We start from the raw sequence: 25,829 nt of genomic DNA, 5'->3' as shown, positions 1-25,829 counted from the left end.
GACTCCAGAGCTTGATGAAGACGATCGTGTACAAGAGTTCGATCCTAGCCTTCAGCTCAATGTGACCAACTTGTAGTCAGGTTTAGTCGTCATAAAGAATAAGGGCCGCATCTGCGGCCCTTATTACGTTTAGGTAAAGACAAGTAGATGGCTATTTTGCCTTGGGTAAGTATGGCAACACTCGCGCAGTTTGGGTTGGGAGAGTCATCTTGCCACCCTCACCAATCTCACTTAACGCCACTTGCACTTTGCCATCCACAATCGCTTTCTCTGAGCCGTTGGAGAACTGAATCACACCATTGAGATCGTTGGGAAACTCCAACGTGACACCTTCGACATCTGGCGTGAACCAGCTAGCGAACATCCCTCCGAGATCGACAAGCATGGCATGCATTTGAGGAAGGAGTACCTCAACCTCTTGGTAAGAGACCTCTCCTTCCATGGGCTGTTTGGTCATGACGACCATAGAGAAATCACAGCGCTGATCTTGCGGGGTGCGCACGAAGACTAATGGATTCGCAGAACGCAGATTGTTATCGAGTGGTACCAAAAGCTCATGGTACTGAGAGGACTTGAGCTCTTCGTAGTGCTGCTCTTTTTCCATCCATGCTTTCTCAATCACGCAATTCCGTTTCGTATCGGCATTGAGAAAAAAGAAGCCGATTTTAACGTCTTCATGCCCCTCTTTGGCGTTTTGCTTCATGTGCGTGTAAAGCTTGGTGTAGGTAAACATGTATTCTTGCGCGGCGACGGGCGTGCACGCCATTGCAGCTGCAAACCCAAGTCCTAGGGCTAACTTTAATCGAGTCATTATCGTTACTTATTGTTTTGTCAGGTTATCTTCCCAGAAGTCCTGATTGTGCATGATCATCGTCTTGATGTCTTTGACATAGTCCTCACCGCGCTCAGAATAGCGCAGCAAGCCATTAGTTAAAGCGATAGCTGCTTCAGTGTCGGTAAGACTTTTATCTTTTACATGTCGTTGGTAACGGATCTCACGCAAGTCTTCATACGCGTGATTACGATTCACATTCATAAAATAGCCATGAATGGACTGCTGTACCGATTTAAACTTGGCAACTTCATGGCTCATATCATCGCCCCGCTTCAGCGGTACCACACCGCACCCTTCGGAGTAACACCATTGACCAAAGTAGTTGTTTGCCTTGCGGGCGAAACGCGACGTGCCCCAAGCTGACTCATTGGCGGCTTGAACCAACACCAGAGATTCCGGCAATACATCGACGCGATGCAACATAGTCTCAAGCCAAGCTTGATCAATGCCGCCTTCTGGAAGCTGGACGTTGTAACGTTCACCCAACTCAGAGGCGTATTGACGATCTTTGGCTGTTAACTGACCCTTTTGAAAACGACGTTGAATGATGTCTAAACGCGAACGCTCTTTTTTGACTCTCTGGTTTTCCAACTCGATACCCGGGCGTAGGTAGTCGAAGAACGCCTGTTTTTTCTCGGAGACATCATCAAAGCGAGTAAAATCTGGCGCTTTACCGACTTTCTTCGCTTGAGAATAGGAAACGCTCACCGCCTCTTTTTGATCCTGTTTCTCATACTGGTAGTAACTGCAACTGGCAACCAGAGCTGCGATCACTAAAACAAGTAGTTCCGTCTTACGCATTGAAAATTTGTGGGTCGTTGTCATCATCATTCTCATCTGTAGGTTGTTCTTTGGTGACAATTTTTAGCTTAATACCAAACATATTGCGGTACACGATGCCTTTGACGTGGAAGAAAAACGGCAGCACAAAAATGAGGCCGATTCCGTAGAACATCACACCGACGATAAACAGCACCGTTACGACGGAATACAAACCCACTAGTGGGAAAAACTTCTTATTAACGGCGCGCAGCGACAACAGCAGCGATTGCATGGGCGGTACACGCTTCTCACAGATAAGGAGCATAGAGTTGCTAAACGCCAGCGACAAATACATAGAAACAAAGGGCAGAATCATTCCGGCCACGCCTTGAAGGAGCAGGCTAAACAGTGTCGCCATAATAACTGGAATGGTATGTTGTAGCCCTTTGAGCATGTGGCGGGGCTTGGTTGAGAGTCCAGCCGCGTGACTCATCGCCATTAAGCTGATCCCGGCATAAATCGGTGCACTGATCACTTCGTAACTAAAGTTGGCGACCATAATCGCACTGAAAATACTGGGGTCGAACTCTGCGGTACCTAAAATCGCATCGAAGATGATAGAAGGATTACCCAGTTGCAATTTTAGAGCGATATAAAAAATCGCCAGTTGCAACGCAATCAAGGCGATGATCGCCGGAGAGAAAGAGATGAAATGTTTCATGGTGTGCTGGCCCGCTTCTTTGAGCACATCCACCACCTTCAGCTCGTAATTTCCGGATAAGGCGCGCTCGATACTGCCGCCAAGGTTGAAGTCTTTTTCAAACTCACTCTTCATTGGAATTCCATCACTGGTCTGCCTGCGGTGTTACGCTGGCACACTCACTTTTAGAGAAAAAATTAGCATCATTATACTGAAACATCTCGCACTCTAAAATCAGAACCGTCATTGTTGCCAGTTTTATCAACGATTTGATTGATATTTGAACTTTTTGTGTTTTAAAGTGGGTAACAGGTTGAACAAATCACGGGTCGTACTCTCGTCCACCCACGTTAGATAACGGGGACTAGTTTCGTTAACAAACATACAGGTCAGACTTCATAAAAATTTTTTCACTTGGAGGCTGATAAATTGCTTTGATTTCACGATTTTGGTGATTATGATTCGCGCCTCTAACTTCACGTTATTTTATGCGCTTTCTCATTAGGGAAATGAATCAATACCCATAGTGATGGCTAGGTACAACGCTATGGTTCTGTTTAAGTAGGAGAAATACAGACGTTGAACAGCAAAAATACAGCAGAACAACCGGTTATACGCTTAGCCGGCATCAGTAAAAGCTTCGATGGTAAAGAAATCATCGGTCACCTAAATCTCGATGTAAATCACGGTGAGTTTTTGACCATTTTAGGCCCTTCAGGCTGTGGTAAAACAACCGTATTACGTATGATTGCGGGCTTCGAGTCTGCAGATAACGGTGACATCATTCTTGATGGTCAAACTGTGACTCATGTTCCTGCTGAGCAGCGACACGTCAATACTGTTTTCCAGAGTTATGCCCTCTTCCCGCACATGACGGTGTTTGACAACGTCGCGTTTGGTTTGCGTATGCAAAAAGTGCCGAGCCAAGACATCGAACCCCGAGTTCTTGAAGCGCTGCGCATGGTGCGTCTAGAAGAGATGGCGCAACGCAAGCCTCACCAGCTTTCCGGTGGCCAGCAGCAGCGTATCGCCATTGCACGCGCGGTGGTCAACAAACCCAAGGTATTGCTGTTAGACGAATCGTTGTCAGCGCTGGACTACAAACTGCGCAAGCAGATGCAAATTGAGCTTAAGCAGCTTCAGCGCAAACTGGGCATCACCTTCCTCTTTGTCACCCATGACCAAGAGGAAGCGCTATCGATGTCAGACCGCATTATCGTGATGCGTGATGGCGTCATTGAGCAAGATGGCTCCCCACGTGAGATTTACGAAGAGCCGAAGAACCTATTCGTTGCGCGTTTTATCGGTGAAATTAACGTCTTTCATGCCACCATGATCGAGCGTTTGGACGACAAACGCGTGCGCGCCGAAATTGAAGGCGTCGATAGCGTTGTTTACTTCGAAGATGAAGCTCACGCCGGCGACAAACTACAAGTGATGCTACGCCCTGAAGACTTACGTATCGAAGAGATCAAAGAGTCCGAGCAGCGTGGCATCGTTGGTCACGTCACCGAGCGTACCTATAAAGGGATGACGCTCGACTCCGTGATAGAACTTGAATCAGGTATGCGCGTCATGGTCAGTGAATTCTTCAATGAAGATGACCCGGATGTTGATCACTCTCTCGGTCAAAAAGTTGCCATCACTTGGGTGGAGAGCTGGGAGGTGGTGCTCAATGAAAGCGTCGAAGTTTAATCTTCAAAATGCGATCATCACGCTGATTGTCGGCTGGTTAACACTATTTGTCCTGTTACCCAACCTGATGATCATTGGTACGAGTTTCCTTACGCGTGACGAAGCGAATCTCATCGATCTGACCTTTACTTTAGACAACTACGCGCGCCTATTCGACCCACTGTACGCCAAAGTACTGTGGCATTCGTTCTATATGGCTATCGTCGCCACCTTGATCTGCTTGGTGATTGGCTACCCTTTTGCCTACATCGTGGCAAAGATGCCGGCCAAGTGGCGCCCTATCATGCTGTTTTTGGTCATTGTTCCTTTTTGGACCAACTCGCTGATTCGGACTTACGGGCTAAAAATTGTCTTAGGTACTCAGGGGATTTTAAACAAATCATTGATGGCACTGGAACTTATCGATAAGCCACTACGCATTATGTACACCGAAAGCGCCGTGATGATTGGCCTTGTCTACATCTTGCTGCCGTTTATGATTCTGCCGTTGTATTCGGCGATTGAAAAATTGGACGATACCTACATTGAGGCGGCGAAAGATCTCGGTGCCAACAAACTGCAAATCTTCACGCGTGTTACCTTACCATTGACCATGCCTGGCATTATTGGTGGTTGCTTATTGGTTCTGCTGCCTGCGCTCGGCATGTTCTATATCTCCGATTTGCTCGGTGGTGCGAAGAACTTACTCATTGGTAATGTGATCAAAAGCCAAGTGCTCAATGCACGTGATTGGCCATTCGGCGCGGCAACCAGTATCGCATTGACCATTGCGATGGCGGTGATGTTGTACGCCTACTATCGGGCAGGAAAACTCTTGAATAAGAAAGTGGAGCTAAGCTGATGGGAAAAACAGTTAGATTTAGCTTTATGAGCGTGGTGTACGGCTTTTTGTACCTGCCTATCATCGTGCTGATCGTTAACTCATTCAATGCCAATAAATTCGGCATGAAGTGGGATGGTTTTACCACCAAGTGGTACGAAACCTTGGTCAACAATGACAGCCTAATGCAAGCTGCGTGGCACTCGATCAACGTGGCGGTATTTTCCGCTACTGCCGCCACCGTGATTGGTAGCCTAACTGCGGTGGCGCTATTTCGCTATAACTTCAAAGGCAAAAACGCGGTGAATGGCATGCTGTTTGTTGTCATGATGTCACCGGATATCGTGATGGCGATTTCGCTGCTTGCCCTATTCTTGGTGCTAGGCGCGCAACTGGGCTTTTTCACTTTGTTGATCGCCCACATTACCTTCTGTCTGCCTTTTGTGGTTGTGACGGTATACAGCCGCTTAAACGGGTTTGATGTAAAAATGCTTGAGGCAGCAAAAGATCTGGGCGCGAGTGAGTGGACGATTTTAAGCAAAATCATCTTACCCTTGGCGAAGCCAGCGGTCGCTGCCGGTTGGCTGCTGAGCTTCACGCTATCACTGGACGATGTGATCATCAGTTCCTTTGTCACAGGGCCGACTTATGAAATTCTACCATTGAAGATCTATTCAATGGTGAAGGTGGGCATTTCACCAGAGGTGAATGCTCTTGCAACCGTCATGTTGGTGGTGTCGTTGACACTGGTTATCCTCTCGCAACTGATTGCTCGCGAGAAGGTGGACTGATACCCATGACTTTGTACGGGACGGCACTCACCGTCCTGTTTTTATCGATAATGGCCAGTGTTGCTGGCCTGTACGTTTGGTTTGGAGCTAACGTCAATGAAAAAATGGGCAACTTTAATTACGGCAGGTGTATGCATGTTCTCTCTCTTCTCAGCGCAAACGCGTGCAGAAGACAAAGAATTAGTGTTTATGAACTGGGGGCCGTACATTAACAGCAGTTTGCTTGAGCAGTTCACCAGTGAAACTGGCATTAAAGTGATTTACTCGACGTATGAGTCAAATGAAACACTCTATGCCAAGCTAAAAACGCACAACCAAGGCTACGATTTAGTCGTCCCTTCGACTTACTTCGTCGCTAAAATGCGTGACGAAGGTATGTTGCAGAAAATTGATAAGAGCAAGCTGTCAAACTTTGCCAACTTGGACAAAAACTACCTCAACAAACCTTATGATCTAAACAACGAATACTCGATTCCCCACGTGGTAGCGATCACAGGTCTCGCCGTAAACGAAGACATGTACGATGCCAACGACTTTACCAGCTGGGCAGACCTATGGAACCCGGATTTGCAAGGTCAAGTCATGTTGATGGATGACACGCGTGAGGTGTTCCATATCGCTTTACGTAAACTGGGTTACTCAGGCAATACCACTGACCCAGAGCAAATCGACCAAGCGTACGCTGAGCTGCAAAAGCTCATGCCAAACGTCTTAGTCTTTAACTCAGACAACCCAGCAGCGCCTTACTTATCGGGCGAAGTGGGTGTCGGCATGTTGTGGAATGGCAGTGCTGCCGCCGCGCAAAACGAAGGTCTCAACCTTAAACTGGTCTTTCCAAAAGAAGGAGGCATTGGTTGGGTCGATAACTTTGCTATCTCTTCCGGAGCGAAAAACGTAGAAGCCGCGCATAAGATGATCGATTTCTTACTACGCCCTGAAATCGCTGAACAAATCTCGCGTGATACCGGTTACTTGACCGCTGTAGCGGAGTCTAATGCCAAGTTTAAAGATGTAGCGCCGCTCTTCCCATCGCAAGAGGATCTTGACCGAGTGGAATGGCAAGATGCGGTTGGTGACATGACGGTTAAGTACGAAGATTACTTTATGAAGTTGAAAGCGGGTCAATAACCGTTTAACAGACGAAAAAGAACAAAATAGGTAGCGGATGCTGCCTATTTTTTTGTTTGGCTGATATACTTTTCGCGTATGGTTTATCTTGTCGATAAATATTATTACTCACTGCACTATCAATAAGATACGTCAGGAACGATGGATCTTGATGGCGCACCAAAAAACGGAAATACAATGAAAAGTAAATTCTATGCAAGCGCCTTGTGCGCAGCGACACTTATCGCTTCCCCTGCTATGGCTGCTGATCAAGAACTCTATTTCTACAACTGGTCGGAATACATTCCGTCTGAAGTTCTTGAAGACTTTACAAAAGAAACTGGGATCAAAGTGATCTACTCAACCTACGAGTCTAACGAAAGCATGTACGCCAAGTTAAAGACTCAAGGCTCAGGTTATGACCTGGTAGTACCGTCTACCTATTTTGTGTCGAAGATGCGTAAGGAAGGCATGCTTCAACAAATCGATAAAACACAGTTGTCGCACTTTTCCGATCTCGACAGTAATTTCTTGAACAAACCTTTTGACCCAAGCAACAATTACTCGATTCCCTACATTTGGGGCGCGACGGGGATTGGCATCAACTCTGATATGCTAGACCGCTCAACCGTCACCAAGTGGGACGACTTTTGGGATACCAAGTGGGAAGGCCAACTCATGCTGATGGACGATTCGCGTGAGGTATTCCACATCGCCTTAACCAAACTCGGTTACTCACCCAACACCACCAATCCTGACGAAATTGAAGCGGCGTATCAAGAGCTGAAGAAACTGATGCCTAATGTGTTGGTGTTTAACTCTGACTTCCCTGCTAACCCCTACCTTGCCGGTGAAGTGTCGCTGGGTATGCTCTGGAATGGGTCTGCCTACATGGCTCGTCAAGAAGGCGCATCCATCGACATCATTTGGCCCGAGAAAGGCGCGATTTTTTGGATGGACAGCTTAGCGATTCCAGCAGAAGCGAAAAACATCGAAGCCGCGCACAAGATGATCGATTTCCTACTGCGTCCTGAGAACGCAGCGAAAATCGCCGTTGAAATCGGCTACCCGACCCCCGTTGCCACCGCGCACGACTTGCTACCCGAAGATTTTGCCAACGATCCAAGCATCTTCCCACCACAAGAGGTTATGGAAAGCGGCACATGGCAAGATGAGGTGGGTGAAGCCAGCGTGCTTTACGATGAGTACTTCCAAAAACTCAAAGTGAACAACTAGTCCACGAATGACTCACTCGTATCGATAACCCATTATCGATAAGAGTATCAAAGTAAAACGGCCACGCAATGTGGCCGTTGTTGTATGTACTGCTCACTTTAATCGTTAACAGTCTTTCAGCTCATGTCGCACCAGTTATGCATGTTTGCGTGATGGTGTCTGTAGCGACAAAATTTCATCCACGAGTTTCGGCACCTCAATACTTGCTTTACCGTAGCGTTTTTCTTCAAACTCACTCTCGATAGCGCTTGGCTCAAGATTGATTTCAATCGAATGGGCACCGTGCATTCTTGCATCATGAACAAATCCTGCGGCGGGATACACCACACCGGAAGTGCCAATGGATATAAATAGATCCGACTTTTCCAACGCTTCATAGATGTCACCCATGCGCAGCGGCATTTCGCCAAACCACACAACGTGGGGGCGCATCTGTGACGGGATTTGACAGCAATGACATAAATCACCGGTGTGAATCGGCCCCTGTTCATCGACTACTTGATTGGAGACGCTGCAACGCGCTTTCAGTAGCTCGCCATGCATATGAATGACATTGGTACTGCCACCGCGCTCATGTAAGTTATCGATATTTTGCGTGATGATGGTGACACTGCCTTCCAACTCCTGCTCTAGCCTACCTAGTGCGAGATGGGCGGCGTTAGGTTTAATCGAGTCATCTTGGAGTTTGAGACGGCGCTGATTGTAAAACTCTTGCACTAAGTCTGGGTTGCGCGCGAATCCTTCTGGTGTTGCGACATCTTCAATACGGTGGTTTTCCCAAAGGCCATCTTGAGCGCGAAAGGTCTTAATACCAGATTCAGCGGAGATACCTGCGCCAGTCAATACAACGACGTTGCGGTACGGAAACTTCATAGGTCTTCCTTTATTGGTTTTCTTCCTTTGCTGTTAGCTTAGCACTTCATCAATAACAACAATAGGAATAAGGATTAGACCATAGTCGAAGCGTTTTAAACGAGGTGTGGTTTCTGTGATGGATGATCAAAAACGGGGCGCCTAATCGCGCCCCGAGTTCGTTGGATACTGCGCTTTGATCAGTCTTCGTTGGTCGAAGAGATCTTGTGAATCGCCAAATCGGCGCCATTGAACTCATCTTCCTCGGACAAGCGTAATCCGGTCACACTATTGATGATGCCGTAGACAAGCATGGCGCCTACGACCGCAATCACGATACCAGCAATGGTGCCAAGCACTTGAACCGTCAAGCTCACGCCGCCTAAACCACCGAGTGCGCTTTGGCCAAAGATTCCAGCCGCAATACCACCCCACGCGCCACAAACGCCGTGCAGAGGCCACACGCCGAGTACATCATCTATCTTGGTTTTGTTTTGTAGATAGGTAAAGAGGTAAACGAACAACGCGCCAGCCACCGCACCAGTGACAAGCGCGCCAATCGGATGCATCAGATCGGAACCGGCACACACCGCAACCAAACCGGCAAGCGGTCCATTGTGGATAAAACCAGGGTCATTTTTACCCGCAATTAAGGCCGCCACAATCCCCCCGACCATGGCCATCAGTGAGTTCATCGCCACTAGGCCGCTGATGCCTTCCAGCGTTTGCGCAGACATCACGTTAAAACCAAACCAGCCGACACATAGAATCCATGCACCGAGTGCCAAAAATGGGATATTTGAAGGCGCGAAGTTGGTGTGCTTACCTGCGCGAATACGGCCATTACGCATACCTAGAAACAGCACGGCAACCAAGGCTATCCAACCGCCCACGCCATGAACAACGACAGAGCCTGCAAAGTCATGGAAGCCATAACCAAATTGATTTTCAAACCAAGCTTGGACGCCGTAGTTGCCGTTCCAAACCATACCTTCAAAGATTGGGTAGACCAGACCGACGGTAAAAAACGTCGCAATCAGTACCGGATAGAATCGTGCACGCTCAGCAATACCGCCTGAGACAATCGCTGGTATCGCCGCCGCAAAGGTGAGAAGGAAGAAGAACTTCACCAGTTCATAGCCATTGCCTTGCGATAGGGTTTGCGCATCGGCAAAGAAGTTCGCGCCATAGGCAAGCCAGTAACCAAAGAAAAAGTAAGCGAGGGCTGAAATACCGAAATCAGCGAGGATCTTGACCAGTGCATTGACTTGGTTTTTGTGGCGCACCGTCCCGACTTCGAGAAAAGCAAAGCCCGCGTGCATTAAAAACACCATGATTGCACCAAGCAGCAAAAAAAGGGTATCTGAACTCTGTGTCAGGGTTTGAACGGCTCCGTGTACCTGACTTACATCTAGGCTCATTATTGTCTGTCTCCATGTAGCGCACTTTTTATGTGCGTCGGTTGTTTTCTATTCACCAAATTAGTGAAAAATGAGTCAGGAAAGCCAGTAAACAATATCTGTGCCAGTATTGAGCAATATGTCAGAGTAAAAATAAGGCATTGATTTTATGTGGATAATAATTCTAAAGCTTGAAGGGAGAGCGACTAAAAGTGAGAGAGATTTAAACCAATGGCACCAACTTGGTGATAACGCACCAATTTAATGCATCCACCAAATCAATAAAGCGCCCCATATTGGAGCGCTATCAATATATGTGAATGCCACGTTACCGTTAGAGGTTGGGCCCTTTGGAGAAGTGAAACGGTTGATTCTGGCGAAGCAATCGCATGCCCTGTGCCATACGCACAAACCAGACTGCAATGGCCACTAAGCCCAAAGCAAAACCGATGTATGGAATCGCATGAGCCATCGAATCTATCCACTGGCTTTTATACCAGTAGTCGTTCACCCCTTTAAGCAAGCCATTGGATGTCGCGACGGTGATGATCAAGACCACAAAATAGGTCAAATTAAGGAAAAACGTTCTGATCAATCCATAGTAGTGTGAATCCACCACCTGTCCATCTTCACCTTTATCGAGTCGATAACCCGCGTACACGATGGCGATCACCCCTGAAATCAAACAGGTAAAGGGAGTGAAGCAACTCAGGATATAGGCGACCCAAATTCCTTTATGCGTTTGGTTCATGCTTATCTCCTTTGTTACCATCGGGCGTTTTTTCCATGACTTCCTCGTACCACAAATCATGGTGCTCTTTCGCCCAAGTTTCGTCGACTTCACCCGTGACCATGCCCTCTAGTGCGCCCTCCATACCAAACAGACCGATATAGATGTGGAAGACAAAACCACAAATCAAAATCAGCGCCGCTAAGCCGTGCACGAGATTAGAAAGCTCCATATCGCGGCGAGTTTGACCGAATATTGGAAAATCCAACACCAACCCGCTAAACGCAACCACGGTGCCCACCACGATCAAGAGCCAAAACAGCGCTTTCTCCCCCGCATTTGAAAACTCTGCGGACGGATGGCTACCTTTGTGTTTGCCCACCATGCCACCCAGCTTGAAGAACCAAACCAGATCCACCTTTTTAAACACCGACTTTCGCCACCACTTAACGAGGATGCACAGCAGCAAGAGGTAAAAAATAGGGCCAATGTAGTTGTGATACTGCTTGGCGGTGATGATCACCCAGCCCCATAGCTCACTTGGAATATACGGCTTAAGAAAGTGTTTGCCGTAAACCAACATCAAGCCACTAAACGCCAATGTCAAAAAGGTAAAAGCCATACTCCAGTGCAGTGCACGGTCTAGGCGTGACCAGCGTTTGACTTTTCTGCCTGTACGCGGCGCACTCAACTTAATTGGCCCCATCACTAAGTAGACCAAGGTCACCATCGCAATACTGCCAAATATCGCCACTGCGCCTGCGGGCGACATCCACTTTTCTTTGAGGATGTACCAGGTTTGCCCTGGGGCACTGATCAGAACGCCATGCTCAGGAAACTGCGAGGTTGTATACCCCGCCTCGCCTTCGCGCACCTGGCGCCAATAATCGGCGCCGGCTAGTTGGGTCATCTCACTTTGTGCCACGTTTGGCTCTTGCTCCGCGTGCACGGGCAGAGATACGGCCCACCACGCCGCCATTACTGACAGCATGGTGACCCAAACACGTTTAAAAATAGAACTCATTCTACTCTCCGTGCTCAGCTCTTAGTGGCATCAAAGGCGAGATCATGACCATCGGTCCAACCAGCCCCTTTTGCCCCCCGTTCAACCACACGTTGGCGGAAAATGTCAGATACTTTCTCTGCATCGCCCGCCAGCAGTGCTTTGGTTGAACACAATGACGCACACATCGGCAACTTGCCTTCCGCAATGCGGTTAGCCCCGTACTTTTGACGCTCTTCTAGCGAGCCAGGCTCGGTTTCCGGTCCGCCTGCGCAGAAGGTACATTTGTCCATTTTGCCACGTTCACCAAACGCTTCCTGTTTTGGAAACTGCGGTGCACCAAATGGGCAAGCAAACAAACAGTAGCCGCAGCCAATGCAGAGATCTTTGTTGTGCAGCACGATGCCATCTTCAGTGTGTTCAAAACAATCGGCGGGACACACTGCCATACATGGTGCATCGGTACAGTGCATGCACGCCACCGAAATCGAGTTTTCACCCGGTTCACCATCATTGAGGGTCACAACGCGGCGGCGCTGTATGCCCCACTCTAATGCGTCATCGTTTTCGTTTTTACATGCCGTGACACAGCCGTTACATTCGATGCAGCGTTTGGTGTCACATAGGAATTTCATTCTAGCCATGGGGTAACTCCTTACGCTTTGCGAATGTTACAGAGGGTGACTTTGGTTTCCTGCATCTGCGTCACAGGGTCATAACCGTAGGTCGTGGCAATGTTGGCAGACTCACCAATCACATAAGGATCAGAGCCTTCAGGGTAACGACTGCGCAGATCTTCGCCTTGGAATTTGCCGCCAAAGTGGAAAGGAATGAACGCCATACCCGGGCGAACTCGGCGCGTTACCATAGCTTTAACATTGATTCGCCCTTTCTCAGCCCCTTCAACCCAAACCATATCCCCATCTTTAAAGCCGAGATCGTTGGCATCTTTCGGGTTCACCTCAACAAACATCTCTTGTTGCAGCTCTGCCAACCAAGGGTTTGAGCGCGTTTCATCACCGCCACCTTCGTACTCGACCAAGCGACCGGAGGTCAAAATAATCGGGTACTCACTGGATTTATCTTGGTCTTGAATGGATTTGTAGAGCGTCGGTAATCGGTAAATCGATTCACTGTCGTCCCAAGTTGGGTAATCGGCAACAAGATCACGACGAGGTGTATAAAGTGGCTCACGATGAAGCGGCACGCGATCTGGGAAGGTCCAGACAATCGCTCGTGCTTTCGCATTACCAAATGGAATACAGCCGTGGGCGATGGCCACACGATGAATGCCGCCAGAGAGATCGGTTTTCCAGTTTTTGCCCTCTGCGGCAGCTTTCTCAGCTTCCGTGAGATCGTCCCACCAACCGAGCGATTTCAGCAACTTGTCACTGAACTCAGGGTAACCATCTTGGATCTCAGAACCTTTCGAATAGCTGTCTTCTGCCAATAGGTTTTTGCCCTCAAATTCAACCCCGTAACGGGCGCGGAAGTTACCGCCACCTTGTGCTACTGGCTTGGAGGTATCGTATAGGATGTGCGTGCCTGGGTGCTTCATCTCTGGCGTTCCCCAACATGGCCAAGGCAGTCCATAGGTTTCACCGTGGATCGGGCCGCCTTCTGCTTCCAATGTGGTTTTGTGGAAGGTGTGCCAGTTTTGTTGGTGCGCCTTCAATCGCTCAGGGCTTTGTCCTGTGTATCCAATGGTCCACATCCCTTTGTTGAATTCACGCGTGATGTCTTCAATCACAGGCTGATTGTTTTCGACCCGAATGTGTTTAAACAGTTGATCGGCAATACCCAGTTTCTGACTCAATAAATAGATGATTTCATGATCCGGTTTGGATTCAAACAAGGGCTCAACCACTTTATCGCGCCACTGAATCGAGCGGTTTGACGCAGTAACGCTGCCATAGGTCTCAAATTGCGTTGTGGCAGGCAGCAGATAGACGCCATCGGTGCGATCGTTCATCACGGCTGCGACGGTTGGGTATGGATCGACAATCACCATCATGTCGAGCTTTTTCATCGCCTGACGCATCTCAACGCCACGGGTTTGCGAGTTGACCGCGTGCCCCCAATAGAACATGGCGCGGATGTTGTCGTTTTGCTCGATGTTCTCTTTGTTTTCCAGTACACCATCAATCCAGCGTGATACTGGGATACCCATGTTGTTCATCGGTTTCTGACCGCGATACTCGTTTTGATCGAAGCGATTCTTCACCCAGTCAAAATCCAAATCCCATACGCGCGCCCAATGTTGCCATGCTCCATCAGCGAGACCGTAATACCCGGGAAGAGTGTGCGACAGCACGCCAAGGTCCGTCGCACCTTGCACGTTATCGTGGCCGCGGAAAATGTTAGCGCCGCCGCCCGACTTACCCATATTACCCAGTGCCAGCTCTAATACACAGTAAGCACGAGTGTTGTTGTTACCTGTGGTGTGTTGAGTTCCGCCCATACACCAAACCACGCAGCCAGGTCGATTTTCAGAGAGCAGTTTCGCCGTCTGATAAACATCCGCTTCACTGACTCCCGTCACACGTTCGACTTCGGCTGGCGTCCATTTGGCGACTTCCTGACGGATTTCGTCCATACCAAACACGCGTTGACGAATGAACTCTTTATCTTCCCACTGATTAGCGAACACGTGCCATAAGATGCCCCAAATAAAAGCAACGTCCGAGCCCGGTCGCAGAGAAACGTAGTGATCCGACTTCGCCGCAGTGCGCGTTCTACGCGGATCCGCGACAACAATCTTACAGTTGTTCTTCTCTTTAGCGATCAGGATATGCTGCATCGCCACAGGATGCGCTTCCGCCGGGTTAGAGCCGATAAACAGCATCGACTTACAGTTGTGCATATCATTGAACGAGTTGGTCATCGCGCCGTAGCCCCAAGTATTGGCTACACCGGCGACTGTCGTTGAGTGACAAATACGCGCTTGGTGGTCGACGTTGTTGGTTCCCCACAACGACGCCATTTTACGGAACATATAGGCTTGTTCGTTATTGTGCTTGGCACTGCCAAGGAAATAGACCGAATCTGGACCCGACTGCTCTCTAATAGACAAGCACTGATCACCAATTTCGTTGATCGCTTGCTCCCATGACAACTTCTTCCATTTGCCATTTTCAAGCTTCATTGGGTACTTTAATCGGCGCTCACCATGACCGTGCTCTCGCAGCGCTGCCCCTTTTGCGCAGTGACCGCCGGCGTTAAACGGGTGATCGAACGCAGGCTCTTGCCCTGTCCATACGCCGTTTTGCACTTCGGCGTAAATACCGCAACCCACAGAGCAGTGCGAACAAATCGTGCGTTTTACTTCAGTTTTCGCCTCAGGATCAACCGCTTTCGCTTCGGCTTTTTTCATCATTCCCGGGGTGAAGAGACACGCGCCCGCCACTGCACCACCTGCGGCGAGCGAGCTATTTTTCATAAAGGCGCGGCGAGAAATACCCAGCGGATTATTTTGCTGGCTGACCGTATCGGAGCGTTTGGTTAGTTTCATCGTCTTCACTCCTATAGCGTGTCGTAGTAATCGCGCACGTGCTGCGTTTCACGATAGCCAGCTTTGGTTGGCTCGCTCGCTGTAACACCGCTCTCTTTTGCTTCTACGGCTTGACTGGTTCCGGCGACAACCGCACCAACAACGGCGGCACTGGCCACGCCTTTGAGCAGGTCGCGGCGTCCATTATCCACTTCACTTTTGTTTTTCATTTTGCTTCCTTACCTTATTGGTATTGAGAGAGTCACTCTGTTGTCGTGCCCTCTCTTATTCCTGAGTTCAGACCAAATCTCTATAGAGAACTCGGTCCATACTCGGTGGCATCTTTAACTTCAATTCGTGTACTGGTGTGATGATCTGGCGAGCGCGTAAAACGCACCTGCTCGACAGTGAGAAAAGCGCTTATCAATTGAGCAACACTTCGATAGAACTGGGCGTGCTTTGCTTCATTCAGTTGCTCGGTAAACAGATGAAACCAAGGCGCAATGTGGTCGTTAAAAAACTCTTGCTGCGTCACTTCGTCATGCGGAACCAGCATCGCCATGACTTCACACAATGCTGCGAGGTGGTCCTCGGGCTCTTTAACATGGCTGTCGCGTTCGAATCCGAGTCTAGCTAGCGTCTGACGCAGCTCTGCCAACGGTTTCTCCATCAATGAGCCCGTCAGGTGCCAGGAGGCAAACGGCACCACTTCGCCTCGGCCAATACCGATAAAAAGCTCAAAGAACTCATCTTCAAGTTGGCTTGGCTCAACGTGCTTTGCTGCGCTGTTGAGTGATTGCCACGCCTTAACCATGTCGTTGTTCGCAGGCTCGGTCTCTAACTCTCGCAAAAAGTTCAACATTGGCTCGTTGGGGCACTGGCGCAGCAAGGTTGCAATCAATAGATACACTTCTGAGCGCGGGGATGGATGAGGGTCCATTGTCGTCTCCATTTGAAATCCTAATAGTTGAGCTGTTGCATCGGATCGTTCGCCATCGACTCAAACATATCGACGACACGACAATCTTCACACATGGCAATACGATTGATTGCTGCTTGATCGGTGAAATGCGAGTGACCCTGTAACTTTGATTGCAGCATGTCTATCATAGATTGAGGAGCAAACGGCTTTTCACAGCGCAGACACTTGGCCGCCGGTTCTTGGTGAATGATTTTGGCGCTCTCTCTCTCTTGCTGATTCCAGTTCATGCGCGCTTCTAACTCAATCGCGCCCTCTGGACACGCTTTTTCACACAAGCCGCACTGCACACAATCTTGCTCGACAAACTGCAAAGAGGGTGATTGACCGTCGGTATGTAAGGCGCGCGTCGGACACACCGCCACGCAGCTCATGCAAGAGGTACACTTAGTGCTGTCACACTTCACTTGACCATAAGGCGCATGAGCAGGAACATCAGCGATGACCTGGCTTGGTGGGTAGTGCTGCGCGAGGGCATCTAAACAACTAAACAGACGCTCACGTTTGTTGCCGCTGACCTCACCCAGAGAGATGCTTAACGGCTCGGTGATCAACCTTGGAGTCGTGCTGCGCAGTGACTCGATATAGAGCAGCTCGATACGCGAGGTCTCAATCCCTAGCTGCGCAAGAAAGCGTTGCGCAGTGTCAATCTCGCTATTGAGTACGCGCAATATGGTTTGCGGCATGTACTGACTGACGGCAAACAACACTTGGCAAGCGCCGTTGCTCAATGCCGCAAACCACGTATCGATACCGACGCTGGCGATCTCTTCCAACTCGACGGGAATAACATTGTCGGGTAGCTGCTTAAGCGCCATGACGTTGTAACTTTCATGGCGTTCACTGCAAAATAGAAGGACGGGCGCTTGGCCGTTGTGCTTTCGGTAGTTGGCCAATAGACGCTCAACAAACGTCTGCGTTTGTGTTGGGTTAGGTAGCGCGTAATGAATGGCTTCCGTCGGGCAGCTGGTTGCACAGGTGCCAACCCCTTGGCAGAGAAACGGATTAATCTCTATCTTATGCCCTGTCTTCTCACTCCCTTGGCTGGAAAGTGCGCCTGCAGGGCAGGCATCGACACAGCGCTCACACCCTTTGACACCTCGTGAGCTGTGCGCGCACAAGTCAGTATCGAGACGAAAATATTTAGGCTTATCAAAGGTGCCTTTTAAGGTCGGGATCTCTTCAAGCGCTTGAGTCAGTTTGGGGTAACCTCGGCCTACAGGGTAATAACCCGGCACTGGCACTTCTTCGCTCATGCAACTGCTTAAGCAAAGATCAAGCACAATATCGAATTGACTGCGGCCCAGTGTTGCAGCAGCGAGATTGCTTTCGCCGCCTTTACTCTCGATCATCACCTCAAATGCGCCGAGAAACCCACTCACTCGCACGCTGCGAGCAAAGTAAAGGGATGGATGCGTGCCCGCTTCTCCGTCGGTAGAGAGCAAAGTGACGCTGCCCATCATGGTTAACTGCTCGGCAGCGCTCTCTATAATGGCGGTTGGGCCAATGATCAGCGTATCGCCTTGGCTTTCGTAACTGACGGTGGGTGGGATGAGATTGGCTAGCTCAACCGTGCTTTGAATGGCGGCGGCGCGTGCTAGGCCATTGATTGACTGACTTTGTTCGAGCAGTTGCGGTAAGCTAAGTTCACTAGGCAGGTGTTGACCTCCCCCACCTTGCGCCGGGTGACTGCTCACGTGTGTGTGATCATGCATTGCTGCGTTCCAGTGTTTTATTATCGTTTTATTTTGATGGAACAGAGCAAAGCAAATGCCATACCAAAAAATAATTTCAAATTAATCAGTAAATTAGCGCTAGTTTTTAAACGGGTAGTGCTGATTAGCTAAAGACCATAAAAAGGTGAGACAATTTGTCTCACCTTTTCTTTATCTCTTGGTCAAAATGTCCCTTATTACAATGTGGGATCTTTTGTCCCACTCACATTAACGGGATCTGCGGTCTCTGGGAGCTCTTCATCCGAATGCGTGTCAAGATCAGAGCATGACGTGTCTGCTTGCGACGGTTCTTCTATCGGGTCGCTGGTGGATGCCTTATCTTGTTCACCCATCCAGTCACGCAATTGACTCACCACATCGCTGGATAAGCTCTTGACCGCCTTAAAGTTATGATCGTAATCATTGAGATTATCGACTTCACTAAAGGCGCCGGATTGAAACAGTTGTCTTAGCGCGAGCTTTTTTATGCTCTGCTCTGCATCTGATGACAATAGTGCGGCGATGTCGCCTGAGGACTCATCGAGAGAATGATGTGACGAACTACCCGGCGCTGACGTATCTTGCTTCGCCTCAACACCACTGGTCGACGGCTGTGCTCCGCTATCGTCCGAATCTTGCGCCTCTGAATCGGACGGTAAGACAGGTTGAGCCTCCTCTCTCACGTCCTCGAGTTTGCGCTGGGACCAACGCTGTAAAAAATTACTTGCCACTGGCGCGCCCTGCTCCTTTGCGTTTCTTACGTCTCACTTCGAGTAGCTCGCCGTGTCGGCCGATAAACGCTTCCATCCACGCCTGGACGGGCAGTGGCATGGCGTTGGAAAGCACTAGGTAATCGCCATCCATGTATTGCCCCGCAACACTTTGTGAAGCAGTGATCATTACAATTTTTGGCGTTTCATCGCTTTCCATAACATCCAATATTAAGAATAACTTGGGTTGCTGAGCGCTTAAGTTAAATCGATAGTCCGTGCGCTCATCTTTAAATAAGCGCAACGTGCTAACAAATGGCTCTCCGGAGGCGGGGCTGAGCTCAAACTCCTTGAGTTGCCATTGAGTGGTTGACCAAATCCCAGTTGAAATTTCATGCGACACCAATCGGCTCGCGATGGGCCAGCTATCCTCGGTTTTAATTCGATGTATTGAGTTTGACATGGTTCACCAGCGTATCATTGTTATCAGCCCATTCGAGAAAACGAATGGCGCTCGTATTATCTATTCGCCTGACAAGACGTGTTTCCTAGCCACTATTGATTCCTTAAAGGACGCGTCTTAAAGAACGAACAGTAAAATAACGCGTTGCAAATATCGTACCTAGCGTTGATGTGTGCGCCAAGAGACACGATGCCTCAGTCGCTCTAATAACATAGACAACAGAGTGCACATTAATCGTACTTAATGAGGCTGAGTATTCAAAATATTGATCTCACTAGAGTTTGGGAACGCAAATTGCTATATGTTTGTCTCAACAACAATACAAACCCATGCGAAAGGCAGTGTCGACGTGAAACCCAACATCATTAAAACCCAACCCAACCCTCAGCAAACGATTGAAGTCGACGTCTATGACGAGTATGGAGAGAAACTCGTTAAGCAGATCGCCTGTGAGCGTCCGTTGACTGTGATGCTCAATTGGAAAGAAGTGGTCACTCTGATGACACTCGGTTCAAGACCTGAATCGTTAGTATTGGGCTATCTGAAAAACCAGAGTTTCCTCACTGACCCGGACGCGATTGAGTCAGTCATCATCGATTGGGAAACGCACACCGCCGCGGTGGTAACCAAAGAGGATATTGAACACGTTGAAGGTGCGCTAAAGAAAAAGACGGTCACGTCGGGCTGCGGTCAAGGCACCATGTATGGCAATGTCATGAAGCAACTGGAGGGGTATCAAGTCCCGCAAATCTCGATCAAGCAAAGCGCTATCTACCAAGCCCTAGAAGCGCTCACCCATTTCAATGATACCTACAAAAAAGCCGGCGCGGTGCATGGTTGCGCGGTTTGTCAGGGCGATCAGGTGCTCTCTTTTGTCGAAGATGTAGGCAGGCACAATGCGGTAGACACATTGGCGGGAGAGATGTGGATCAATCAAGAGTCCGGCGAGGATAAAATCTTCTATACCACGGGTCGCTTGACGTCTGAGATGGTGATTAAAGTCGCTCAAATGGGCATTCCTGTGCTGCTCTCGCGCTCTGGCGTCACACAAATGGGGTTAGAGCTTGCTGAGCAGTTTGGCATTACTACCATTGCGCGCGCCAAAGGGCTGCGTTTTCAGGTCTTTACCGGCGCGCAAAAAATGGTGTTTGATGTCAAAGGGGAAACGAGCAGCGGGACGCGTTAAGACTCTAAATCTTCTAAGCAACATCAATCAACGCGACCCACAAAAACGGCCGCCTCAGGATGCTTTCTATCGAAAGAGTACCTGAAGCGGCCGTTATCATTCATCTAGGATGGCATTGATGATTTCATCCTAGGGATCGTTCATTAGCCATCGATGCCTTTGGCTTTCAAGAACTCAGCGTAACTGCCTTTGAAGTCAGTGATCTTACCGTCTTTGAGTTCGATGATTCGTGTCGCCAAAGAGTCAACAAAGACGCGGTCGTGCGAGACGAAGAACAAGGTGCCCTTGTACTGTTCTAGCGCATTGTTGAGTGACTCGATCGATTCCATATCCATGTGGTTGGTAGGCTCATCCATCAACAACATGTTGGGTTTGTGCATCATCAATTTACCCAACAACATGCGGCCTTGTTCACCACCAGAAAGCACTTTGACGGACTTTTTGATGTCATCTTGTGAAAACAACATACGGCCTAAGAAGCTGCGAATCACTTGCTCGTCGTCACCCTCTTGTCGCCATTGACCCATCCACTCCATCAAGTTCATGTCTTCTTCAAAGTCATGCGCATGATCTTGGGCGTAGTAACCAAGGTTTGAGTTTTCAGACCACTTATAAGTCCCCGATTTTGGCTCAAGGACGCCAGCAAGCGTGTTGAGCAAAGTGGTTTTACCCACACCGTTTTCACCGATAATCGCGACGCGTTCGCCCACTTCAAAAATCGCATTGAAGTTTTCAAACAGCATGGATTCAAAACCTTGACTAAGGTTTTCCACTTCCAATGCATTTCGGAACAGCTCTTTTGATTGCTCGAAACGGATGAACGGGTTTTGACGGCTTGATGCCTTGACTTCTTGCAATTGAATCTTATCAATTTGCTTCGCGCGAGACGTGGCCTGCTTAGCTTTTGAAGCGTTGGCAGAGAAGCGCGCGACGAAGGTTTGCAGCTCGGCAATTTGCGCTTTCTTCTTCGCGTTGTCGGCCAGTAGACGTTCACGCGCCTGCATAGCGGCCATCATGTATTCATCGTAGTTGCCCGGGTAGACACGCAGTTCGCCGTAATCGAGGTCCGCCATGTGCGTACAGACAGAGTTGAGGAAGTGACGGTCGTGCGAGATGATGATCATGGTGCAGTTACGCTGGTTTAGCGTCTCTTCCAACCAACGAATGGTGTCGATGTCCAAGTTGTTGGTTGGTTCGTCAAGCAACATGATGTGCGGGTCAGCAAACAGTACCTGAGCCAAGAGCACACGCAGTTTCCAGCCTGGGGCAATTTCGCTCATCAAACCGTAATGTTGCTCTTCAGGAATGCCCACTGCGAGTAGCAATTCACCCGCTTTGGCATCGGCCATGTAACCGTCCATTTCAGCGAATTGAACTTCCAGATCGGCCACCAGCATGCCTTCTTCTTCGGTCATTTCTGGCAAAGCGTAGATACGATCGCGCTCTTTTTTCACCGTCCAAAGCTCTTTGTAACCCATGATCACGGTATCAATCACAGTGAACTCTTCGTAGGCGAACTGGTCCTGGTTCAGTTTAGCAACGCGCTCGTTCGGGTCGTAGCTGACGTTACCACCGGTTGGCTCTAGCTCACCACTGAGGATTTTCATAAAGGTTGATTTGCCACATCCATTCGCGCCAATCAAGCCATAGCGGTTACCTTCGCCAAACTTTACCGAGATATTTTCAAACAGCGGCTTAGCACCAAATTGCTGCGTGATGTTGTTGGTGGATATCACAATCGTTACCTTATTTTTTGAAACCGTTAAAAACGGCGCCACACTACTTGCTCAAGGCGGCAACTGCAAGCCTTTTACCGCTTTTCCTTTCGTGTGATGTTTTATAGGGTGGCGACCTTGATACCGTTATCTGCTTTGCATGGCAGTTGAAGACTAAAGCAGCTGCCTTTTCCTAGTGTTGATGCCACTGAGATCTCGCCGCCCGTTTGGCTAAGTAAACTTTGCGAGACCGACAGCCCAAGGCCAGTGCCTTCGCGTTTGGTGGTGTAGAAAGGCGAGAAAATACGCGTTAGGTTTTCTGGCTTGATGCCGCAGCCGTGATCCTCGACTTGAATCACGACGCCAAGTATCTGCCCCTCTTCTTGCCAATCGTGACTGCGAATGATCAGCGTCCCTTCCCCTTGCATCGCATGAATGCCGTTCATCTGTAGGTTCACCAAGATTTGCAGCAGATGATGTCGATTCACTTCAACCGGCGTGTGTGCACAAAGCTCGGTCTCAAAAGTCACTTGGCGCTTTTTACTGCCTGTCTTGACTAGGGTAATGCTCTCTTCAATGATGGGATTAACATGCTGCCAGGTGATTTCGTCTTGCACGCCGCCCTGGCGACTGTATTGCAACAAACTGCGAGTAATATTTCGGATCCGATCAATTTGACCGTGAATCGCCACTATTTCATCGTTGACTCGATGGGCTTCCTGACCGAGTTCAAATTGAATCAACTCAATATTGCCAAGGATCACCGCAGTTGGGTTGTTGATCTCGTGCGCGATGCCTGCGGTTAACTCCCCGAGCGCCGCCAGCTTCTCCCTGACCACCAGCTTATCGCGGGTTTGGTTGAGCAATTGGATATGCAGCTCAAGTTGTTGCGTCTTCTCTTCTAAACTGGCCGTGCGTTGACGCACCTGACCTTCTAACTCGCTCGCCGCCACCTCGAGCTGGCGTTTTTGTTTCTCAAGCAAGTCCAACATATTGTCAAATTGCTTGGCCAGTTGCGCCAGCTCGTGGTTTTCGTCAAGCCCTAAATCGCCAATGCGGGTCTCCTTACCCAGTTGAATCCATTTGACGACACGGTGAATGTGCTCGATAGGTTTGAACAAATCGCGCGAACCGCGATAGACCATCACCCCAGACCCGATCAACAGCAGCACGGTAATGATCGATACCTCAGCAATGTTGGTCATGTAGGTCATGACAAATGGCCACAGCAAGTAACCGGTATACAGCATGCCAATCACGTTATCGTATTGATCGCGCAGTGGCTGATAGGCAGTGATGTACCAAGCGTCATACACAAAGGCCAAATTGACCCACTCCTGTCCGTCCTCAAGCACGCTTTGGCGCACCTCATTAGACACACGTGTGCCGATGGCGCGGCCGAGGCGGTCTTCACTATCGAGCGGTACATTGGTGCTGACGCGGATATCATCAAGAAACAGGGTCAAGGTGCCAACCGGCCTTAAGGCATCTTGTTTGGTTGGATAAATGAGATCGCGAATTTGATCAACCAGAACAGTACTGTTATTAAGCAGTAACCCGCCGTCTAGAAATCCCATCAGATCGCCCTGATCATCATGAATCGGCACCACAGTACGACTGACCAGCCCCTCTCTCACAATATCGTCACTGCCAAGAATAGGCACTTGAGCGCGATTTTTCAGATCGCCGCCGAGCATCGCTAGCTCTTGCTTTGACAACAGGTCAAAAAAGGATTCGCGCCGCGTGAGATCGAGAAAACGGAACTTATCTTCAATCGTATCGACACTGTGAAATCGCAAAAAATCGAGTTGGTAATCGCGCTTTTTGCTCGCCACCCATGAAATAAAATCGGCGTTGTTTTGATGCAGAGAGAGACGCTTGGATAAACGCACACGAAATTGGTAAGAATCAGCAAAGGCTTTAACGTGATTGGCTTGCTTCTCTTGAATCAGTTCGATGCTGTTGTTGGCCACGCCAAGTCGCTCAGAGACATCCACCAACGCGCTCTGCCAAGTGTATTGAATAGACCAGTAGATGGTAATGCCAATCAAGGCAATTAACGTCAGAGCGATAGGCGCAGAGGTCAAAAACATCAACCGATAGCGCACCATACTCTGAAAACGGCGTCGCCACTTATAGCTGAGGCGATTAGACATGGTCGGAGTCTTCCCACTCTTTAAACTTGCGTTCAAGCGTTTTTCTCGCCACCCCCAGATCGCGCGCCGCTGCCGATTTATTGCCGTCATGCAACTCGACCACTTGGCAAATGTGCGCCTTTTCTACCTCTTTAAGTGACCAGTTATTGGGGTAACCGGTGGGCGGATTATCACTACCAAAGTCAATCAGTTCACTGCCGGTCGACACATTGACACTGATCGCGCTGTGCACAGGCAGAGTGTCGGTCTCACGCCAATAGTGCGCTGGGGGCTTACCGAGCAAAATGCAGCGCTCGATGACGTTTTTCAACTCACGTATGTTGCCGGGCCAATCGTAATCATTCAGTGCGACGATGTCTTCATGCGCCCACTTAGGATCGGGCATACCCAGCTCAGAGGCCAACATGCGCGTGAAGAAAGGGATCAACTCAATCAGGTCGAGCTTACGCTGACGAAGTGGCGCGACGTCGATTTTCAGTACATTGAGGCGATAATAGAGGTCCGCGCGAAATTGCCCTTTTTCGACCTCCTCTTGCAAGTTGCGGTTGGTGGCGGCGACAACGCGCACATCCACCGTGATCTCTCGCTCGCTACCGACCGGACGTATGGTTCGTTGCTCGAGTACCCGCAGCAGCGCCGATTGCATCGAGAGCGGCATCTCACCAATTTCATCTAAAAACAGTGTGCCGCCATTGGCCACGCGAAACAGACCTTCTCGGTTCTTCTTTGCACCGGTAAACGCCCCCGAGGTATGGCCGAACAATTCACTCTCTAATAACTCAGGTGCAATCGCACCGCAGTTCACCGGCACAAACGGTCCACTGCGTTGACTGGCTTCATGAACCCCCCTTGCGACTAACTCCTTACCCGTACCCGATTCACCCTCAATAAGTACAGAAGCGCGAGACGGCGCAAACTGAGCGATCAATTGTTTTAGTTGCTTGGTTTTTTCTGAGCCGCCGACAATGTCGGTTTTTATGTGCCGTGCAACATCGCGCTTCAGCGCGTATTGATGACGCTCTGCCAAACGCTTATTCATACAGCGCTGCACCGCGGCGAGCATCTGTTCTAAGTTAAACGGTTTGAGAATAAAATCAGACGCGCCGAGTTTTAACGCGCTGATTGCTGTATCGAGATCCGCATAGCCAGTCATAAAAATCACGTCGGCACGTTTATCGTCGTCATCAAATGCTTCTTCCCACTCAATCCCGGATCTCCCCGGCAAATTGATGTCGAGAATGATCAGATCAAAATGGTGTTGGCTGCGCAGTCCCTCTGCCTCTTCAATGCTTCCGGCACAGTCGACGCGAGTGAACCATTTACTCAAGGCTTTTTTTAATATCGCCTGCATGCCCTCTTCATCGTCAACGACAAGAACCGAAAAGGCATGGTATTGATTGGTTTTTTGCATATCGAGCGAGCTTGGCATAACCGCAGTGTCTGTGTTGGGTATCATTGCGCTTGAGTGTATCAACAAATGGTCT

The 25,829-nt window shown here is 49.3% G+C and carries 23 protein-coding genes; 6 read left to right on the top strand and 17 right to left on the bottom strand.

Annotated features, from left to right (window positions below; translation table 11 throughout):
• Positions 1-151: 151 nt before the first annotated feature.
• From AC6R0L_RS16575 to AC6R0L_RS16565, 3 genes are read right to left on the bottom strand one after another with little or no spacing between them, the layout of a single operon-like run.
• On the bottom strand, positions 152-811 hold the full coding sequence (locus tag AC6R0L_RS16575; RefSeq protein ID WP_500629828.1) for a DUF2987 domain-containing protein: 660 nt from the start codon (positions 809-811) through the stop codon (positions 152-154).
• 9 nt (positions 812-820) lie between these two features.
• Entirely contained in the window at positions 821-1,636 is an 816-nt protein-coding gene (locus tag AC6R0L_RS16570; protein WP_500629827.1) for a glucosaminidase domain-containing protein, read from the bottom strand.
• On the bottom strand, positions 1,629-2,432 hold the full coding sequence (locus AC6R0L_RS16565; protein ID WP_487901958.1) for a DUF2189 domain-containing protein: 804 nt from the start codon (positions 2,430-2,432) through the stop codon (positions 1,629-1,631). Before AC6R0L_RS16565 ends, AC6R0L_RS16570 begins: the two co-directional genes overlap by 8 nt.
• Positions 2,433-2,867: 435 nt before the next feature.
• Here AC6R0L_RS16565 and potA point away from each other — a divergent pair, with 435 nt between their 5' ends.
• The 5 genes from potA to AC6R0L_RS16540 all read left to right on the top strand — a co-directional run bounded on the left by potA (position 2,868) and on the right by AC6R0L_RS16540 (position 7,946).
• Entirely contained in the window at positions 2,868-3,992 is a 1,125-nt protein-coding gene (gene potA / locus AC6R0L_RS16560) for a spermidine/putrescine ABC transporter ATP-binding protein PotA (protein ID WP_500629833.1), read from the top strand.
• A complete protein-coding gene (gene potB / locus AC6R0L_RS16555) occupies positions 3,973-4,833 on the top strand; it encodes a spermidine/putrescine ABC transporter permease PotB (protein ID WP_334555349.1) in 861 nt (286 codons plus the stop codon). The genes potA and potB overlap by 20 nt, the downstream gene beginning before the upstream one ends.
• Positions 4,833-5,603, top strand: coding sequence for a spermidine/putrescine ABC transporter permease PotC (potC, locus tag AC6R0L_RS16550; protein WP_334555348.1), 771 nt, complete (start codon positions 4,833-4,835; stop codon positions 5,601-5,603). Before potB ends, potC begins: the two co-directional genes overlap by 1 nt.
• Before the next feature lie 96 nt (positions 5,604-5,699).
• On the top strand, positions 5,700-6,731 hold the full coding sequence (locus AC6R0L_RS16545; RefSeq protein WP_500629826.1) for an extracellular solute-binding protein: 1,032 nt from the start codon (positions 5,700-5,702) through the stop codon (positions 6,729-6,731).
• A 177-nt stretch (positions 6,732-6,908) separates the two neighbouring features.
• On the top strand, positions 6,909-7,946 hold the full coding sequence (locus AC6R0L_RS16540; protein WP_487901955.1) for an extracellular solute-binding protein: 1,038 nt from the start codon (positions 6,909-6,911) through the stop codon (positions 7,944-7,946).
• Between the two features lie 135 nt (positions 7,947-8,081).
• On the opposite strand, the gene cobB is transcribed toward AC6R0L_RS16540, so the two are convergent.
• The 11 genes from cobB to AC6R0L_RS16485 all read right to left on the bottom strand — a co-directional run bounded on the left by cobB (position 8,082) and on the right by AC6R0L_RS16485 (position 19,288).
• Positions 8,082-8,819: a Sir2 family NAD+-dependent deacetylase gene (gene cobB, locus AC6R0L_RS16535; RefSeq protein ID WP_334555345.1), complete on the bottom strand. Its 738-nt coding sequence runs from the start codon at positions 8,817-8,819 to the stop codon at positions 8,082-8,084.
• A gap of 179 nt (positions 8,820-8,998) precedes the next feature.
• Complete coding sequence (locus tag AC6R0L_RS16530; protein ID WP_500629825.1) at positions 8,999-10,219, bottom strand: ammonium transporter; 1,221 nt, start codon at positions 10,217-10,219, stop codon at positions 8,999-9,001.
• A 313-nt stretch (positions 10,220-10,532) separates the two neighbouring features.
• Positions 10,533-10,949, bottom strand: a complete 417-nt coding sequence (locus tag AC6R0L_RS16525; RefSeq protein WP_500629824.1) for a hypothetical protein — start codon at positions 10,947-10,949, stop codon at positions 10,533-10,535.
• Positions 10,933-11,952, bottom strand: coding sequence for a formate dehydrogenase subunit gamma (locus AC6R0L_RS16520; RefSeq protein WP_500629823.1), 1,020 nt, complete (start codon positions 11,950-11,952; stop codon positions 10,933-10,935). Before AC6R0L_RS16520 ends, AC6R0L_RS16525 begins: the two co-directional genes overlap by 17 nt.
• A gap of 14 nt (positions 11,953-11,966) precedes the next feature.
• Positions 11,967-12,575: a formate dehydrogenase FDH3 subunit beta gene (fdh3B, locus tag AC6R0L_RS16515; RefSeq protein ID WP_500629822.1), complete on the bottom strand. Its 609-nt coding sequence runs from the start codon at positions 12,573-12,575 to the stop codon at positions 11,967-11,969.
• Positions 12,576-12,586: 11 nt separating this feature from the next.
• Positions 12,587-15,442 (bottom strand): formate dehydrogenase subunit alpha, encoded by a 2,856-nt coding sequence (locus AC6R0L_RS16510; RefSeq protein ID WP_500629821.1) that lies wholly within the window; start codon positions 15,440-15,442, stop codon positions 12,587-12,589.
• An 11-nt stretch (positions 15,443-15,453) separates the two neighbouring features.
• Entirely contained in the window at positions 15,454-15,651 is a 198-nt protein-coding gene (locus AC6R0L_RS16505) for a twin-arginine translocation signal domain-containing protein (protein WP_334555339.1), read from the bottom strand.
• An 80-nt stretch (positions 15,652-15,731) separates the two neighbouring features.
• The gene (locus tag AC6R0L_RS16500) at positions 15,732-16,373 is read right to left on the bottom strand and encodes a TorD/DmsD family molecular chaperone (RefSeq protein ID WP_500629820.1); all 642 of its coding nucleotides are present in this window, start codon (positions 16,371-16,373) and stop codon (positions 15,732-15,734) included.
• A gap of 8 nt (positions 16,374-16,381) precedes the next feature.
• The gene (locus AC6R0L_RS16495) at positions 16,382-18,115 is read right to left on the bottom strand and encodes a 4Fe-4S binding protein (protein WP_500629819.1); all 1,734 of its coding nucleotides are present in this window, start codon (positions 18,113-18,115) and stop codon (positions 16,382-16,384) included.
• Between the two features lie 197 nt (positions 18,116-18,312).
• Positions 18,313-18,846: a DUF3306 domain-containing protein gene (locus AC6R0L_RS16490; protein ID WP_500629818.1), complete on the bottom strand. Its 534-nt coding sequence runs from the start codon at positions 18,844-18,846 to the stop codon at positions 18,313-18,315.
• Entirely contained in the window at positions 18,836-19,288 is a 453-nt protein-coding gene (locus tag AC6R0L_RS16485; RefSeq protein ID WP_334555335.1) for a DUF3305 domain-containing protein, read from the bottom strand. The genes AC6R0L_RS16490 and AC6R0L_RS16485 overlap by 11 nt, the downstream gene beginning before the upstream one ends.
• A 301-nt stretch (positions 19,289-19,589) precedes the next feature.
• Between AC6R0L_RS16485 and fdhD the strand changes: the two genes are divergently transcribed.
• A complete protein-coding gene (gene fdhD / locus AC6R0L_RS16480) occupies positions 19,590-20,474 on the top strand; it encodes a formate dehydrogenase accessory sulfurtransferase FdhD (RefSeq protein WP_500629817.1) in 885 nt (294 codons plus the stop codon).
• Positions 20,475-20,617: 143 nt separating this feature from the next.
• On the opposite strand, the gene AC6R0L_RS16475 is transcribed toward fdhD, so the two are convergent.
• The 3 genes from AC6R0L_RS16475 to AC6R0L_RS16465 all read right to left on the bottom strand — a co-directional run bounded on the left by AC6R0L_RS16475 (position 20,618) and on the right by AC6R0L_RS16465 (position 25,774).
• On the bottom strand, positions 20,618-22,210 hold the full coding sequence (locus AC6R0L_RS16475; RefSeq protein ID WP_500629816.1) for an ABC-F family ATPase: 1,593 nt from the start codon (positions 22,208-22,210) through the stop codon (positions 20,618-20,620).
• Positions 22,211-22,311: 101 nt separating this feature from the next.
• Complete coding sequence (locus AC6R0L_RS16470; RefSeq protein WP_500629815.1) at positions 22,312-24,345, bottom strand: sensor histidine kinase; 2,034 nt, start codon at positions 24,343-24,345, stop codon at positions 22,312-22,314.
• Positions 24,338-25,774 (bottom strand): sigma-54-dependent transcriptional regulator, encoded by a 1,437-nt coding sequence (locus AC6R0L_RS16465; protein WP_500629832.1) that lies wholly within the window; start codon positions 25,772-25,774, stop codon positions 24,338-24,340. Before AC6R0L_RS16465 ends, AC6R0L_RS16470 begins: the two co-directional genes overlap by 8 nt.
• Positions 25,775-25,829: the final 55 nt, after the last annotated feature.

It is taken from the genome of Vibrio sp. R15-SG3-ISO1A (genome assembly GCF_059833955.1).
This window is presented reverse-complemented; position numbering and strand designations above follow the sequence as displayed.